The sequence below is a fragment of the Arthrobacter oryzae genome (assembly GCF_031454875.1).
GTDB classification, from domain to species: Bacteria; Actinomycetota; Actinomycetes; order Actinomycetales; family Micrococcaceae; genus Arthrobacter; species Arthrobacter oryzae_D.
The window spans coordinates 81,699-97,773 of the sequence record NZ_JAVDRQ010000013.1 but is presented as its reverse complement, the minus strand read 5'-3'; the positions used below and the strand labels follow the sequence as shown (position 1 = coordinate 97,773).

At 63.2% G+C, this 16,075-nt stretch carries 13 protein-coding genes and 1 pseudogene; 7 read left to right on the top strand and 7 right to left on the bottom strand.

Annotated features, from left to right (window positions below):
* The first annotated feature begins 26 nt into the window (after nucleotides 1-26).
* Nucleotides 27-848, top strand: a complete 822-nt coding sequence (locus J2805_RS20495) for a sugar phosphate isomerase/epimerase family protein (protein WP_309979577.1) — start codon at nucleotides 27-29, stop codon at nucleotides 846-848.
* A 173-nt stretch (nucleotides 849-1,021) separates the two neighbouring features.
* Nucleotides 1,022-1,813, top strand: a complete 792-nt coding sequence (locus J2805_RS20490) for an SDR family NAD(P)-dependent oxidoreductase (RefSeq protein ID WP_309979575.1) — start codon at nucleotides 1,022-1,024, stop codon at nucleotides 1,811-1,813.
* Between the two features lie 469 nt (nucleotides 1,814-2,282).
* Here J2805_RS20490 and J2805_RS24070 read toward each other — a convergent pair.
* The 7 genes and pseudogenes from J2805_RS24070 to J2805_RS20460 all read right to left on the bottom strand — a co-directional run.
* Nucleotides 2,283-2,483: pseudogene (locus tag J2805_RS24070) on the bottom strand (IS1380 family transposase); the annotation flags it as partial.
* Between the two features lie 1,306 nt (nucleotides 2,484-3,789).
* Nucleotides 3,790-3,960, bottom strand: a complete 171-nt coding sequence (locus tag J2805_RS20485) for a hypothetical protein (RefSeq protein WP_309979573.1) — start codon at nucleotides 3,958-3,960, stop codon at nucleotides 3,790-3,792.
* Between the two features lie 72 nt (nucleotides 3,961-4,032).
* Entirely contained in the window at nucleotides 4,033-4,671 is a 639-nt protein-coding gene (locus J2805_RS20480) for a bifunctional 4-hydroxy-2-oxoglutarate aldolase/2-dehydro-3-deoxy-phosphogluconate aldolase (protein ID WP_309979571.1), read from the bottom strand.
* 55 nt (nucleotides 4,672-4,726) lie between these two features.
* Nucleotides 4,727-5,689 (bottom strand): sugar kinase, encoded by a 963-nt coding sequence (locus J2805_RS20475; RefSeq protein WP_309979569.1) that lies wholly within the window; start codon nucleotides 5,687-5,689, stop codon nucleotides 4,727-4,729.
* Nucleotides 5,686-6,594, bottom strand: a complete 909-nt coding sequence (locus J2805_RS20470) for a carbohydrate ABC transporter permease (protein ID WP_309979567.1) — start codon at nucleotides 6,592-6,594, stop codon at nucleotides 5,686-5,688. The genes J2805_RS20475 and J2805_RS20470 overlap by 4 nt, the downstream gene beginning before the upstream one ends.
* 2 nt (nucleotides 6,595-6,596) lie before the next feature.
* Nucleotides 6,597-7,598, bottom strand: coding sequence for a carbohydrate ABC transporter permease (locus tag J2805_RS20465; protein WP_309979565.1), 1,002 nt, complete (start codon nucleotides 7,596-7,598; stop codon nucleotides 6,597-6,599).
* Nucleotides 7,599-7,678: 80 nt separating this feature from the next.
* Nucleotides 7,679-8,971 (bottom strand): ABC transporter substrate-binding protein, encoded by a 1,293-nt coding sequence (locus tag J2805_RS20460; protein WP_309979563.1) that lies wholly within the window; start codon nucleotides 8,969-8,971, stop codon nucleotides 7,679-7,681.
* Between the two features lie 272 nt (nucleotides 8,972-9,243).
* On the opposite strand from J2805_RS20460, the gene J2805_RS20455 reads away from it, so the two are divergent.
* From J2805_RS20455 to J2805_RS20435, 5 genes are read left to right on the top strand one after another with little or no spacing between them, the layout of a single operon-like run.
* Nucleotides 9,244-10,263: a LacI family DNA-binding transcriptional regulator gene (locus J2805_RS20455; protein WP_309979561.1), complete on the top strand. Its 1,020-nt coding sequence runs from the start codon at nucleotides 9,244-9,246 to the stop codon at nucleotides 10,261-10,263.
* Nucleotides 10,264-10,272: 9 nt separating this feature from the next.
* The gene (locus J2805_RS20450) at nucleotides 10,273-11,283 is read left to right on the top strand and encodes a Gfo/Idh/MocA family protein (protein ID WP_309979559.1); all 1,011 of its coding nucleotides are present in this window, start codon (nucleotides 10,273-10,275) and stop codon (nucleotides 11,281-11,283) included.
* 17 nt (nucleotides 11,284-11,300) lie between these two features.
* On the top strand, nucleotides 11,301-12,935 hold the full coding sequence (locus J2805_RS20445; protein ID WP_309979557.1) for an acyl CoA:acetate/3-ketoacid CoA transferase: 1,635 nt from the start codon (nucleotides 11,301-11,303) through the stop codon (nucleotides 12,933-12,935).
* A gap of 32 nt (nucleotides 12,936-12,967) precedes the next feature.
* Nucleotides 12,968-15,235 carry a GMC family oxidoreductase gene (locus J2805_RS20440; protein WP_309979555.1) on the top strand — a complete coding sequence of 756 codons (2,268 nt, stop codon included), beginning with the start codon at nucleotides 12,968-12,970 and terminating at the stop codon, nucleotides 15,233-15,235.
* Nucleotides 15,232-16,056, top strand: coding sequence for an enoyl-CoA hydratase/isomerase family protein (locus J2805_RS20435; protein WP_309979553.1), 825 nt, complete (start codon nucleotides 15,232-15,234; stop codon nucleotides 16,054-16,056). Before J2805_RS20440 ends, J2805_RS20435 begins: the two co-directional genes overlap by 4 nt.
* Nucleotides 16,057-16,075: the final 19 nt, after the last annotated feature.

Genomic DNA, 16,075 nt, shown 5'->3' with positions numbered 1-16,075 from the left:
GACGCAGAACCGCGAGGATGTTCTAAATGAACCAAATGATTATTAACACCTTTTCCTATCTATGGTCATCTACTGCTATTGATGCGATAGCGGAACTGGTCGAGAATGGCTATCAGACCTTCGAAGTTCCGGTCAGCTCTCCGCATTGTTGGCCTGATGAAATATCCAACTCGGAGCGTTCAGCAAGCTATGCGAGGCTCAATGAATACGGCGCAAAAATCAGGTCGCTGAACGCGGGCGGCTATGACATCAACCTGGCCAGCCCCGGCGCCAACATGCGCCGCAAAAGTACCGAGCACATCAAGTCGGTAATCGACCTGGCCGAAGCCTGGGGCGTCCCCGAAGTTGTGATATCCCCCGGCACAAGGCGCCCAATGATCTCACCTCCACTCGAGAAGACCTACGGGTGGATGTACGAGAGTCTGGAGAATCTCATTCCGCTGGCCAAGCAGGCCGGCACACGACTACTTTTCGAAAACACTCCCTATTGCTTCACCCCTACCATTGAGGACCTGGCAGGCGTCGTAAGCACGGTCAACGACGACTCAGTCAAGATCGTATACGACGTCGCCAATGCGGCTTACATTGGAGAGGATCCCGTCGACAGCTTGCTCTCCTATCACGAATCAATTGGACTAGTGCATATTTCCGATACGGGCACGGAAAGCTGGGGGCATGACCCAATCGGCACTGGAGTGATCGACTGGAATGGATTAGGCAATGCCGTCAAAGCAACCTGTGGAGTCAATAACGTTGTTCTTGAGATCATTCGCGACGAGAACCCGGTGCATGAGTTCAAAAAGGCGATGCAGGATCTCAAAAATCGAGGCTGGGAACTAGGAAATTAATTCCAGCATTGGAGACTGCAAAACGTCAGCCGGTTGCTCTTGTAAAATTATCAAACCGGAATAGATTTGCGAACTGAACTGCACATCGACCTGCGTTTTGCAGCCTATGATTTCATCATCTTTTGGTATTCAAATGATTCCCATGTGAATTTCTTTTAAAAGGAGAGTGTGCGATGAGAGTGTTGGTAAGTGGCGGAAGTAGCGGAATAGGCGCGGCTACCTGCCTCAGAATCGCAGAGGCGGCTCTGGCTCGGGGCGTTCAGCCGATGATTGCGGTGTGTGGACACGAAACGAACAGTAGCCAAGAGCAAGTTGTTCGTTCCATCCAGTCAATGGGAGGTACCGCCATCGCATTGGCAGGCGACCTCGCCGACCCAGAGGTGCCAAGCAAACTGGTAGAAGCTGCGGTAGCTGAATTCGGCGGCCTGGACGCGTTGGTGGCGAATGCCGGAATCGCCAGCCCCGCTGCCATCTGTGACCTATCTGTTGAGGGATGGGACAGCATGTTCTCCGTTAACCTCCGCGGCCCGTGGCTTCTTGCCAAAGCAAGCCACCCGCATTTGAGGGAGAGCCGCGGTTCCGCTTGTTTTACCTCTTCAATGTCTGGCCAGCTCCCACATGCCGGATCAGGCGCCTACAGCCCCAGCAAGGCTGCGTTAACAATGCTGGCCCAGACACTTGCGCTGGAATGGGCACCTGAAGGAATTCGTGTAAATGTGGTATCCCCGGGTATGACGCATACACGGATGACTGAAAAAATGTATGAAGATCCCCAAATCAAGAAAGCAAGGGAAGATATTATCCCGTTGGCACGAATCGGGGACCCCACGGACATTGCGAACGTGATCGAGTTTCTTGTAAGCCCTCTGGCGGGCTATGTCACCGGGCAAGACATCTGTGTTGATGGTGGATTCTCTAAGTCTATTCTTAGCCATATTCCTGGTCGACCTAGCTCCAAATCTTGACACTCAATCTATAACGGTACCCCGGAAAGTGGCGTAGCCGCCGTCCCGGAACAGCGGCGGCCCCCACCGCAAAGCTCACCACCGGCGACGCCAGACCCAGGCAATTGCCTTGGCCCTGCCGTGGCGGGCAGAGGACCCTTGCGTTGGGGGGCGGTCCCACCCGGCCGTTCCTTCGTCGCGCCGGCTCGACAGTGCCGATACCGTTCGGAGCTGTCGAACCATTGACGAAACTCTAAAGCGCATCGATTGCGGTCACCGAGTGGTGGTAATTGACCTACGTCTACGGTAGCTCCGGTACCCACACTGCGCAGGGACCAGATGAACGCCTATCTGGCATTGCCCCCCAGAAGCCGACGGCCGGCCAAGGGTGTTGGACAGCGGATCGGATCTCAAGGCCGGCGAACGGGCTGCAAAGCACCGCCTCGAACTTAAAGTGCCGCCCACGGGCAATAATCGCGGAGCAAGACCGTGCCACGACCCCGGCAACGCGCCAGACAGAGTTCGCGGCCAAAACACCGACGGCAGATGGGCCAGGGCACTGTCTTTGAGGTCGGCATTGATCTGTTCGATGATGGCGTACCGGCGGTGGGTCTACTCGCCGCTGCGGTGTCCAGGACCTCGGCCGGCACGGTAATGGAGAACACGTGGTGCCGGCGGCGTCGAACAGAGTCTCCAGAGGGGGCATCACCTTGTCGGCCAGCACTGGCACCGGTGGTTTGTGGGGAAACCTAGAGTCAGAGGCTTCGCGGGAAGCGGCAGGCTGCCTAGAACGCATCGACGGTCACCCTGGTCCTCATTCCCAGACATCTACACGAGGAGGCACCTTGTACATGGCAAAAAGTGTTCTGGATGGCACGGAATGGACCGCCACAGAATTCGCGGGACTCCAACCAGAAAAGCGGAAAGTAGCCCGGCAGGAATTGACATGCCTGTCCTGTGACGGCCCCGCGGTATTTCGAGCAGGACAAAAGCGTCGGCCGTCATTCGCTGCCCGTCACCGACATGACTGCCAGCTGGTTTCGCCAACATGGAGCGCTTTCGAATACCTGGCAGGACCAAGACGCCACAATGGGGCTGCAGGCGCGCACACCGCCGGCGGGTGACCCTCACATTCACGAATTTCATGGTTGCATGTTCCAGCAAACAGCCTCGCCGCCGTTGTGTAAATCGGCTGTGCCTCGGGGATAGACCACACCCAAGCTGACGTCAGGCAGATGGCAAAGTATCGTCTAAATAGGATCAAATGCTTCTTTTCTGACGATGAGTAGACAAGCTCTTAGAGCGCAACCTGACACCTGACGCATCACTGTCGACAGCGCGACACCTGGCAGGATATGAGCGTTTCCTATTGGTGCCTGGTCCAGTGTTCGACTGTGCCGTTCGACTTCTCGAAGGCACAGTTCGGCATGCCAACCCGTGCAGGCTGATTACAGGTCTTCCCTATGTCGCCGAGTGTCTATTCAGGAGAGATGGGGGAACTGCGCGGTGGCATGGCCACCATCACAGCTACCACAACCAACACGATCAGTCCCACCGACCTACGAGCGGCCCGCCGCGTCGCAGCACAGTACTGCGGAGTCGGCTCCGGGCGTACCCGGCCGTGTGCCCGGTACCAATGCCAGACCTCGGGCCGGATGCCATACTGCCGCAGTACCTGGACGCCCTGGACCATTCTGTCCCCCAACATTTCTCGTCCACCCAGTTGTCCGGCGAGTCTAGTGCTGCACGATCGGAACTAACAGCAGTTCCGAGCCTGGCGCAAGCCTTGACTGGCATTGTGGCCTCCCGAATTTACCCGCTCGGCGTGCCGCCTGGCGCCGGAGTCGCCCAGTGCAGGTTCCGGCGGATGCGACTCCTGTCGAGCGGATTGCCATGAACTGAAAACGAAGAAGGACCGGGCGGTCTACGCCACGCGCAATGCCATCGTGGAATCGCTCTTCAGACAGATCAACACCCGGCACGGCAACCATGTCCTGTTACGCGGACCCAAACGGCATCCCGACGTGGAAGCTGATGGCCGGCTGCCTCAACCTGCTCAAACTCTTCTTCACGACGTGTTCGAATAGGTCATTGATGATGTCTTCGCCGGGAAGGTCCTCGCCGTGCTTTTGGAAGATGGATGCAGCAACGGGGATCGCCTGTCCCACCGTGGCACGGGCTCTTTCGGCATCCCAGATAACTATTTGGGATCAGCAGCATTGTCGGGCGTTCTGCTCTGACTAAGGAGCCAGTGGCCTGCCTGAAACTGTTGCCAGAAGGTCCCGCACTGCTGCGGCTCCGTTGTCGGATGCGAAGTCTGAACTGAGTCCCACGACGCTGACGCCTGCGTCCAGATACAAATTGGTTGTCGCTGCCCTCATGCCGCCGGTGGCGATGAAGCGGACGTCCGGGAAGGGGCCCTTCATGGCTTTGATCCAGTCGGGGCCCAGTACGGAGGCCGGGAACGCTTTGAGCCAGGAGAGTCCGAATGCCTTGGCCCGGAGGATTTCGCTGGCAGTGGCGACGCCTGGCAGATGTGGGATTCCGCGGCGGATGCTTTCCTTGAGGATGCCGTCGTCCAGTCCCGGGGAAACGGTGAACGAGGCGTTGGCGGAGGCCGCGGCGTCCAATTGCTCGATCCTAATGATGGTGCCGGCGCCGACCGCCACGCCGCGTTCGGCGGCGGCGCTGGCCACCGCAGCCAGCGTTGGGATGGCTTCCGCGGTTTCGATGGTGACTTCGACGTGTTGGACACCGGCGTCCCAGGCCCTCCTGGCGGACCGGACTGCTTCGGCGGGGGTGAGACCGCGGAGCACGGCGATGACGGGGACGCGGAAGAAGTCGTCGTCGAACCAGTCGTTGAGCTGTGTGTGTGCCAAGGTCTTCTCTTTCAGGTGTTGTGCTGCGGGTCGGTGTCCTGCAGCAGTAGTGCTGTCAGCTGAGCGCTGCCTGGTGGTTGCCGTGTTCGTAGATGCGGGGTCTGGTGCCGTGGCCGGGGCGGAAATCGGCTCGCGTACCCAGCGTCCAGGCGGCAAAGGAGTGGCCCAGGGCGAGTCGGTCCTCCGGCTTGTCTCCGCGGAGAAGCCCGGCCAGGTAGCCGGCAGCAAAGGCGTCCCCCGCGCCGACAGGCTCGACGACCTCGACCTGGTGGGCGGGCACCCTGTAGACACGTTCGGTCTGGTTTTTTTCCCGGACGAATTCCACTGCTTCCGTTGCCGCGTCCTTGACGACGAGGTGACGCGGAGAGGGCAGGAGAGCTGCAACTGCTTCAGCAGTTGTGCAGCCCCATAGGGTTTCAGCTTCGTCGAGGCCAACGAGGACCACCGTCGCCCTGTCAGCCAGTTTCTGTAGTCGGGGTCCCGCGACGTCGACGTTCCACAGGGCCGGGCGGTAGTTGACGTCGAAGGAAACCCTGAATCCCTTCGCCTGTGCGTGCACGAGAAGATGCTCTGCCAGTGCCGAGCAGCTCGCTGACAGCGCGGCGTTGATGCCGCTGGTATGGACCCAGCCGGTCTGTTCCAGTGACCAGGCATCGGAATCGGCCGGTGCCATGCGGGAGGCCGCGGACCCGGCCCGGTAGTAGAGCGTCGTGGCTCCGTGGCCCAGGTCCGGCTCCTTGAAGTACACCCCGGTGGGGCATGTACCGTCACGGGTGACGAAGTTGACGTCCACTCCGCGGGCGGCAAGGCCGTCGGTGATGCGGTCTCCGAACGGGTCTTGTCCGACGCGGCTGGCCCAGCCGGTCCGGTAGCCGAATTCGGCAAGGTGTGCTGCGACGTTGGATTCCGCTCCCCCGAAGCCGAGCAGGCATTCGTCCGCCTCGCTGAGTGACTCGGACCTGGCGGGGGTGACCACAGCCATGGTTTCACCGACGCAGAGCACGTCCAGGAAGGTCATTTCACGGCCCCTGCGGTAAGGCCGCTGACGAAGAACCTGCCCAGGACAAGGTAGAGCAGGACGGTTGGCGCGGCGACGAGCACTGCGCCGGCCATCAGCTCGGAGTAGTCAACGGTGGTGGTACCGATGAGGTTGTTCAGCGTCACTGTGGCGGGCCACGCTGCCGGGGAGGCCAGGATGAAGCCGAACAGGAAGTCGTTCCAGATGTTCGTGCACTGGAAAATTCCGGCGACCACGAAGCCCGGCACGGAGAGCGGGAGCATCACCCGGACGTAGGTCTCCCAGATCCCTGCCCCGTCAATGGAGGCAGCTTCGATGATTGCGCTGGGGATGCCCTCGTAGTAGTTGCGGAAGATCAGGGTGGTGATCGGGATGCCGTAGATGATGTGGACCAGAATCAGGCCGATGATGCTGCCTTGCAGATGCAGCACGTTCAGGAACTGGAAAACGGGGATGATGACGGCCTGGAACGGGATGAACATGCCCACGAGCAGAACGGTGAAGAGGGCGTTGGATCCCCGGAACGGGAACTTGGACAGGACGTAGCCGTTGATCGAGCCCAGAAGGCAGGAGATCAGTGCAGCAGGGACGGTGATCTGCAGCGAGTTTGCCAGCGATCCATGCAGTTTCGTCCAGGCGCCTTTGAAGGCATCCAGGCTCGGCGCATCCGGGAAGGCGAGGAAGAAGTTCGGCGCCCCGGTGCTTCCTGAAAGCGCAGTGGTGATGATGACGTAGACGGGCACGAGCATGCCGAGCGTCGCGAGAGTACAGACAGCCAGGACAATCCAGCCGCCCGGAGTCTTGGGGATGCTCCAGGACCGCGGCTTGGGGGCCAGCTTGCCGGGGCGCCGGCGTGGCACCTGGGCTGTTCGGGACGGTGTCGGTTCGAGGGTTTCGACGGCCATTTCTATGCCTTTCGCTCTTTCCGGTATCCGCGTACGAGGTAGGGGACGATCACCACGAGGGTCAGCAGGAGTAGGATGATCGCCATTGCCGAGGCTTTGTCGTAACGGCTGGTGAGGTAGTTGTAGATGTAAATGCCGGGCACGTCGGTGACGAATCCGGGGCCGGAGCCTGACATGGCGACGACGAGGTCGAAGATCTTCAGTGCCACGTGAAGCAGCAGTACAAAACAGGTGATGGTGGAGGGCCACAGCTGGGGAAGCACGATGTAGCGGAGGCGCTGCCACACGTTTGCTCCATCAACGTTGGCCGCTTCGAGGTGTTCTTCCGGGATGGAGGCCAGCCCGGCAAGGTACATGGCCATGGCGAAGCCGACGAGCTGCCATGCGGCCGCGAAGATAATGGGCAGCAGCGCCACCGGAATGCCGAACTGGACTTTGAGGAAGTCCGTTCCGGAGGGGTCGTTCAGGGCTCCGAGGATCGTGGTGTCGGTGGTCCATCCCGGAGGATTCTCGATTCCCATGCTCCGCAGGATCTCGTTGACTCCGGTGGAAGGAGCGAAGATCCAGCGCCAGGCAACACCGGTGACGATGAAGGACAGCGCGTACGGCAGGAGGAAGACTGTCCGGAACAGGCCCTTGCCGACCGAGACGTGGTGGATGAACAAGGCGGCGATCAGTCCGCCGAGGATGGCCAGGACCAGGAAGATGATCGTGAAAATCACCACATTGCGGATATCAGCCTGGAACCGCTGTTCCTGGACGATTTCGGCGTAGGTGCCTCCGAACGGCTGGCGCAGTGCCAGGTTCGGGCTGGTTCCGATCTTCCAGTTCGACAGGGAGATGTAGACCGTGATGCCGATGAAGACGTAGACGAAGAGGAAGCTGACGAGCAGGCTGGGTGCGAAGATCCAGGCGGCCCGGCGGGATGTCTTGACGTTGTGGGGCACTTGTTTCTTCGTCCGGGGGCCGGCCGGTGCCGGTGGCAGAGCTGTTGAGGTTGTCATGAGTGAACTGTTCCTGTCCGGGGGTGCGGCTGCATTGGCCTGCAGCCGCACCCTTTCCGACTTGGTTGGCTGACCGGCTGTTACAGCTGGGTCTTCTGGGCCTGCGCCATGCTGGCGATGAAGGCATCGATGTTGCTGCTGCCGTTGAAGGTGGACACGGCGTCGGCGTACGTCTGGGCGAATTCGGCTCCGGCTGCCTGGGCGTGGGCCAGGGAGGACACGACTGCCCCTGAGGCGAGGCTCTTCGCAGCTTCCTGCTGGTACGTGGACAGTCCGGAGATGTCGGCGGAAGTCAGCGCCGGGATGGAGCCCTTCTTGGCGGCGAATTCAGTCTGGATTTTCGGGTCCATCAAAGTCTTCAACCAAGCCCGCGCGGCTTCGGCATGCGGAATATTGTTGGCCGGGATGGAGAACCCGTCGCCGACGTAGTCGAAGATGTCCTCCTTGCCGGGGAAGCTCACCCAGGCGAAGTCCTGGCCGGGCTTCTTTCCGGCGTTGAGCAGCTCACCGTACGCCCAGTCCCCCATGAGGTTGACGGCGCAGTCGCCGTCGGCCATCTTCTTGGCGGCTTCATCCCAGGTGATGGCCGAATGGTCCTTGTTGGCAAGGGACAGGATGGCCTTGTAGTCCTCCAGGGCCTGCTTCACCTCGGGGGCATCGAAGGAATACTCGTTGGTGAACAGCTTCGTCCAGTTGTCGGCACCTGCCCGGGACATGATGAGGGACTCCAGCAGCTGGGCCGAGGCGAAGATGTCCTTGTCGCCGAGGCAGACCGGCGTGGTTCCGCTCGCCTGGACCTGCTTGAGGCTGCTGATGAGTCCGTCGACGCCGGCAACGGGGTCGATCTTGACGTTGGCCTTGGAGAGCACGGTCGGGTTGGTCCACAAGACGTTGCCGCGGTGGACACCGATCGGAACGGTGTAGTATTTGCCGTCGACCCGCTGGGCGTCGGCCACGTCCTCGGGCATCTGGGACGCCCAGTTTCCCTCGGTCCACAGATCCGTCAGATCGGCGACCTGCCCGCCGTCGACGTAGCTCTTCAGCTGCCCGGCGGGATGTACCTGCCAGGCATCCGGCGGACTGCCGGCCTGCAGCCTCGCGGCCAGGGCCTGCCGCGCGTTGGAGCCGCCGCCGCCGGAAACCGCCGCGTTGTCCACGGACAACCCGGATGAGTTTTTCTTCACGCCGTCGATCAGCACGTTGAGCGCGTCCGCCTCCGAACCGGAGGTCCACCAGGACGTGATTTCGAGCTTGTCCGAGCCTCCCCCTGCGGAGCTTCCGGCGGGGGCATTGGCGGAGCATCCGGTTATTGCAATGAGGCTTGCTGCTGCCGTTGCGGCCAGCGAAATCCTGAGTTTGTTGGGTGCACGCATGACTACTCTCCTTTGGGTTGTCAGACGCCGGATGATGCCCGGCTGGAGCCTGCGTTGTGGTTCAGATTACATAGTTAAGTAGATCGATGCAATAGATATCTCAAAACCCTCCTGGTTCACTTCTTGAATTCACCTCGAGCTGAGGACGCCCCGGCGCTATAGTGCTAGATGCCGGTGGCTTTGTCTGGCAAATTTCTATTAGATCGGTCTACCAACTAAGTGAGAAACGTGGTAGAAATATTAGACCGAGCCTGAAGGGAGGTGGACAAGCAATGAAGAAAGTCACTCTGCATGATGTCAGCAGGGCCGCAGGAGTATCGCGATCTACTGCATCGCTCGTGCTGCGGGGAGACCCGCGGATTCCGGAGGCGACGTCAGACCGCGTGCGGCTGGCCATGGCCGAACTCGGCTATGTCTACAACCGGCAGGCCGCGAACATGCGCCGAAGCGAATCCATGACCTTGGGCCTGATCGTGACGGACATCCGCAACCCCTATTTTGCGGGCCTCACCATGACCATCGAGGAGGCCGCGCACGACGCCGGATACACCCTCTTCGTCGGGTACAGCAGGGACGAAGTGGAGCGGCAGTACATGCAGCTGGAGACCATGGTCCAACAGCAGGTCGACGGCATTTTCCTGCTTCCGGCCACGGGGTCCGAGCTGGCCCCGGTCTGCGGCATCATTGACCGTTCCTCTGTTCCGGTTGTCCAGCTGGCCCGGTACTTCTCCGAGGAACTGGACTATGTGGGCCCCGACAACGTCGCTGCCGGCCAGCAACTGGCACAGCACGTGTCCTCCCTGGGGGCGTCAACGGCGGTATTGGTCGGCGGCCCGGAGCATTCTTCGGCACGTACCGAACGGATCAAGGGCCTGGAAACCGGGTTTACGGGAAGTGCCGTGGCGTTCGATGCTTCCCTGTCGGCCGCGACAACGAACAACGCTGCGGGCGGGTCCGAAGGCGTGGCCCGCGTCCTTGACCAGGGGATCTGGCCTGACTGCATCATCGCCTACAGTGACGCGGTCGCCCTTGGAATCTACGCAGAGCTGCGCCGGCGAAACCTCGACCCGGGCCGCGACGTCTCGGTGGCCAGCTTTGACGACATCGCCATGGCCGAACTGCTGCTGCCGCCGTTGACCTCGGTGTCCACCTACCCCGAACTGATCGGACGCAGGGCAGCCGAGCTGCTGCTGAACCGTATCCGCGACCCGGCACTGCAACCACAGCGCTCCCTCATTGAACCGGCCCTGAAAGTCAGAGCCTCCACCGCCCAATGGCGACCCCGAACGTAGGAGAACACAATGCCAGCACTGAAATGGGGCCTGATCGGCGCCAGCGACATCGCTGCCACCCGGGTCATCGGCGCTATCCGGGCCAGCGGCGGTGACACCGTTGGCGTCTTCAGCGGGTCGGCAGACCGGGCCAGGGACTTCGCCGCGGTCCACGGGCTGCCCAACTTCACCGCAGAACTGGAGGGTCTGCTGGGCTGGGACATCGACGCCGTCTACATCTCCTCCACGAACGCCTTGCACTTCGAGCAGGCAACCAGCGCGCTCAACGCCGGAAAGCATGTCCTCTGCGAGAAGCCACTCGCCCTTGAAGCCGGCCAGGCCGAGGCCATGGTGGAACTGGCAGAGGAGAGGGGCCTGGTGCTCGCCGCAAACCACCACCTTCCCGGCAGCCCGCTGCATGCCACAGTGCGCGATCTCGTCGCGGCCGGCGCCATCGGCACAGTCCTCTCAGCCAAGATCGCCCACGCGGTGCTCCTGCCGGAACGGCTCCGCGGCTGGCGGCTCGGGAAAGGCACCCCCGGGAGCGGTGTGATCCTGGACATCACCTGCCACGACGCTTCGGTGCTGAACCCGCTGCTGGGCACGCCGGTGGCAGTCAGCGCCCTGGCCGTCCGACAGGCCGGCTGGAACACCGGCGGACAGGAAGATGCCGCCATGACCGTCATCCGCTACGAGCGGGACGGCCAGCCACCGGTTCTCGCCCAGACCCATGACTCGTTCACCGTCGGATACGCCGGGACCTCCCTGGAAGTTCACGGTACGGAAGGCACCATCCGGGTCACCGACGCCATGACGCAGGACACCGCGGGCCAGGTCGTCCTGACCACTGGGTCAGGCAGCCAGACGGTCGACGTCGACTGCTCAGAAGACCTCTACCTCATCGGCCTGCGAGCCTTCACCGCAGCAGTGGATGGCACGGGCCGCCCAACGGCGACCGGCCGGGACGGCCTGATGGCCCTCAAGGTCGCCCTCGCCGCCCAGGAATCCGCAAACTCCGGACGCACCGTCCACATCAATTAACAGCCAGAAAGAACGCCATGCAGAAGGTACAGATCCTCACCGCCCGCGAAGCAGCGGACCTCATCAACGACGACGACGTCATCACCGTCAGCTCCTCCAGCGCCCTAGGTTGTCCGGACAGCGTCCTGGCTGGAATCGGCCAGCGGTTCGAGGAAACCTCCCACCCGGTCAACCTGACTTCCGTGCACCCGATCGCCGCCGGCGACATGTACGGCGTCAAGGGCATCGACCACATCGCCCGGCCGGGACTGCTCCGCAAGGTCATCGCCGGGTCCTACCCCTCCGGCCCCTCCAGCGCGGAGCCGCCGCTGATCTGGCAGATGATCGAGCGCGACGAAGTGGAGGCGTACAACTTCCCGTCCGGCGTCATCTACCAGATGCACCGCACCGCGGCGGCGAAGCAGCCTGGCGTCTTCACCCAGGTGGGCCTGGACACCTTCATCGACCCGCGCCTCCAGGGCGGACGGATGAACGGCACCACACCCGCAAGCCATGTGGAAACGGCCACCCTGGCCGGGAAGGAATGGCTGTTCTTCCCGACCATTATCCCCAACGTCGCCATCATCCGTGCCACCACCGCCGATGAATACGGCAACCTGACCTTCGAGGACGAAGGATCCCCGCTCGGCGCCCTGGACCTGGCCTACGCCGCCCACAACAACGGCGGAGTCGTCATCGCCCAGGTCAAGCGCCTGGCTGAGGCCGGCAGCCTCCACCCGCAGCACGTGAGGGTCCCCGGCATCCTCGTAGACGCCGTCGTGATCGCCGAAGACCAGCTGCAGACCACGCTGACCCCCAACGATCCCGCGATCTCGGGTCAGCTGCGCAGGCCCCTGAGCTCGCTCCCCCACATCGGTTTCTCCCTGGAGAAAATCACTGCCCGCCGCGCCGCCCAGGAGCTCAAAGCCGGCGAGATCGTCAACCTCGGCTTCGGTGTCTCCGCCCTCGTCCCGCACGTCCTGGTCGAAGAAAACCAGGGGCGGGAAGTCAGCTGGGTCATCGAACAGGGCGCGGTCGGCGGCGTCCCCCTGCTGGACTTCGCGTTCGGCTGCGCCCAGAACCCCGACGCGATCATGCCCAGCATCGACCAGTTCACCCTTCTGCAGGGCGGCGGCTTCCACCGTTCGCTGCTTTCCTTCCTGGAAATCGACCGGCACGGCAACGTCAACGTCCATCACCTGCCCAAAAAGCGCCACGTTACCGCAGGCGTCGGCGGCTTCGCCGACATCACCTCGTCGGCCCCGGAGATCATCTTTATGGGCGCCTTCACTGCCGGACGCCGGGACATCACCGCCGGCGCGAACGGCCTGGACATCCGGGCCGACGGGCCCTTCACGAAGCTCGTCAACGATGTCTCGGCCGTGACATTCTCGGGACCCCGGGCCCTGGCCCGCGGCCAGAAGGTCAAATACATCACCGAACGCGCGGTGCTGGAACTGACCGCCGACGGCCTCGTCGTCACTGAAATTGCCCCCGGGGTCGACCTGCAAAAGGACGTCCTGGACCGCTGTGAATTCCCGCTCATCGTCTCCGCGGACCTGCGCACCATGGACCTCGCCCTGTTCGCCGACGACCCCGTCGGCCTCCACCTTCCAACGCTGCCGCTGCACGAACGGATCGAACAGCGCACAGCCTCGCTGGCCGCGCACTGACGCGCGGCCGAAACGCCTGAAAGGACCCTCCAATGAGCAGCCTCCGCATCCTCACTCCCTACGAATCTGAACTCGCCGATGCCCTGTTTGAGGCGATGTTCCCCACCGACGGTGACAGTCCCGACGTCCGCGACGCGGGAGTCACCGCCTATCTGGACCTCACCCTGGAGGGCTACGGACGCAAGGACCTCCCCCGCTACCAGTGGCTGTTCGGCGCCCTGGACCGCTATGCGGACAACAAGTACGGCAGGAACTTCGCGGCCCTCACCCTTGATGAACGGACGGACACGCTCATCCTGCTCGAGCAGGGGGAACTGACCGAACAACTCCCTGCGGCGGAACAGCGGGGTCTCTTCGGGCTGGTTGTCTCCCATCTGCAGGAAGGTCTCTTCGCGGACCCTGCCCACGGCGGGAACAAGGACACTGTCGGCTGGAAGTTCCTCAAGCACCCCGGCGTCTGGCTGGAAAACTCGGCCGAAGAAAACCTCAGCGCCGAGCATGTGACCAAGGGCGGGGTCACCAAGACCCTTGCCGACGCGATGCAGGAAATCCCCCGCGACGCCGACGGCCACCGGCTCAAGCAGCTCGGCTACGAAAACGCCGTCAACCCCCAGATGACTGATGAAGTGGACGTCCTGCTCGTGGGGGTAGGCGCCATGGGCGGACTCAGCGCCCAGGTCTTCGCCGAGGCCGGCCTGAGTGTCGTCGGCCTCGAAGCGGGCCCCTTCCGTCCCCTCGATGAGTTCCTCCCCGACGAACTCGAACACGCCTACTACACCCGGGGCGGGCTTGGCCCGAAATTCCAGCAGGAGACCCCCCGCTGGCGCGAAACCGCGGACGAGGAGGACAGCCGGGAGGCAACCTTCTCGCTGGGCCGCATGGTCAACGGCGTCGGCGGTTCCGCCGGACATTACGGTTCCTGGCTTCGCCGCTTCCACCCGTGGCAGTTCGCCCCCAAGAGCCACTACGACGGCCTGTACGGACCTGACGCGCTGCCCGAGGACTGCACCTTGGCGGACTGGCCTGTCAGTTATGAGGAGCTGGAACCGTTCTACACCAAGCTTGAACAGCTGATCGGCATCGCCGGCGACGAGACCAACCCCTTCGTCAAGCGCAGCAAGCCCCTCCCGCTGCCGCCGACCCGCCCGTTCATCCTGGGCAACAAATTCACCGAAACGACCAAAGCTGCTGGGCTGCACCCGCACCCTGTCCCCGTCGGGTTCACCACGGAGTCCTACGGCGGTAGGCCAGCTACCGGCTACAGCGCCTGGAACAACGGCCTTGGCTCCTTCCGGGGAGACCGCTGGCACCCGGGACTGGGACCTGTGCCGGCCGCCATCGAAACCGGGAACTTTGAGCTGCGCACCCACTCCCGCGTCACCCGGATCATCATGGATGACGCCGGTGCCGCCCGCGGCGTCGAATGGGTCGATCCCCTCGGCCGCGTCCGCCGCCAGTACGCCCGCGCCGTCATCCTGTCGGCCTATACCTACGAGAACCTGCGCCTGATGTACCTCTCGGCCGACTCCCGGCACGAGAACGGGCTCGGTAACAACACCGGCCAGCTGGGCATGCACTACATGACCAAAATGTTCGGCCACGTCGACGCCCTCTTTCCCGGCACTGAGTTCAACCGCCACACCGGTCCCGCCGCGCAGGGCGTCGTCCTGGATGACTACCTCTCACCCGGGTTCCGCTCCTTGGACCACGGCTTCATCGGCGGCGCCACCCTCGGCGCCGAACAGCAGGCCCTGCCGCTGCAGATCGCCCGCGAAACCCTGCCCGGGGACGTCCCCCGCTGGGGTGCCGGCTACCGCGACCACCTGAAGCTCTGGTCCCAGCAGGGCGTTATCCGGATTCAGCCCGACGCGCTGCCCTACGCGTCGCACCGGCTGGAGATCGATCCGCGGCACCGCGACTCCTCCGGGCTTGGCATGCCGCTGGTGCGCGTGACCTACCGGCTCCGCGACAACGAGCGGCGCCTGGCGTCCTGGATGGCGGATAAGGCAACTGGCCTGCTCCGGGATATGGGCGCCACCAGGACCTGGCAGGGCCCATACTTCACCGGCGTCGGCTCCAGCCACGACCTCGGCGGCGCACGCTTCGGCCACGACCCGAAGGCCACGGTGCTGGACGAGCACCTCGCTGTGCACGACACCCCCAACCTGTACATGTACTCCGGTGCCGCTTTTCCCAGCTGCCCCGGCATCAACCCCACCCTGACCATCTGGGCCATCGTCATGCGCGCCGCGGAACATCTCGCCGGTGAGCTCGGCGGACACCGAAAGGACCAGCCATGAGCACCCGAACCACCCCCGTGACAGAACAGCCCATCAGTGAAACCACCGAACAGGTCACCGTCGGCTACTCCGCTGACGGCCACACGGCAACCATCCTGATCGACAGGTCATCGAAGCTGAACGCACTGACCCTTGGACTCCTCGACGACCTTGCCGCTGCCGCCCGGGAGGTTGCCGCGTCGTCGGCCCGGCTAGTCGTCGTCCGCACCGGGGGTGAGAAGGTCTTTTGCGTCGGTGCGGACATCAACCACTTCGCAGGTCTCGGCGCGGCAGGGATGTGGCGGGACTGGATCGCCACCGGGCACCGTGCCTTCGATGCCCTCGCCGGGCTGCGGCAGCCCAGCATCGCCGTTATCGACGGCCTCGCCTTCGGTGGCGGGCTGGAGCTTGCCCTGGCCTGCGACTTCCGCGTGATCGCCGCCGACGCACGGGTGGCACTGCCCGAAACGGGCCTGGGCACGGTTCCGGGGTGGGGCGGCACCGAACGGGCCACTGAACTTGCCGGCAGGGCGCGGGCCAAGGAACTCGTCCTGACCCGCCGTCAGCTCTCCGGCGAGGAAGCCGTCGCCTGGGGACTGGCCACCGCCGTCGCACCCAAAGACGAGCTGGAAGGCGCGGTGGCGCGGCTCAGCGCCGACCTGCTGGCGGGGGCGCCGCTGGCGGTGCAGCTGGGCAAGCAACTGATCGACGCAGCCGCCGACGGCGCCCCGTCCCGGGTGCTCGAAGCCCTGGCCGGCGGCCTCGCCGCCGCCACCGACGACCTCGCCGAGGGCGTCGCCGCCTTCCGGGAAAAGCGCCCGGCGCACTTCACGGACAACTGACACAGCCCGGCACACAGAA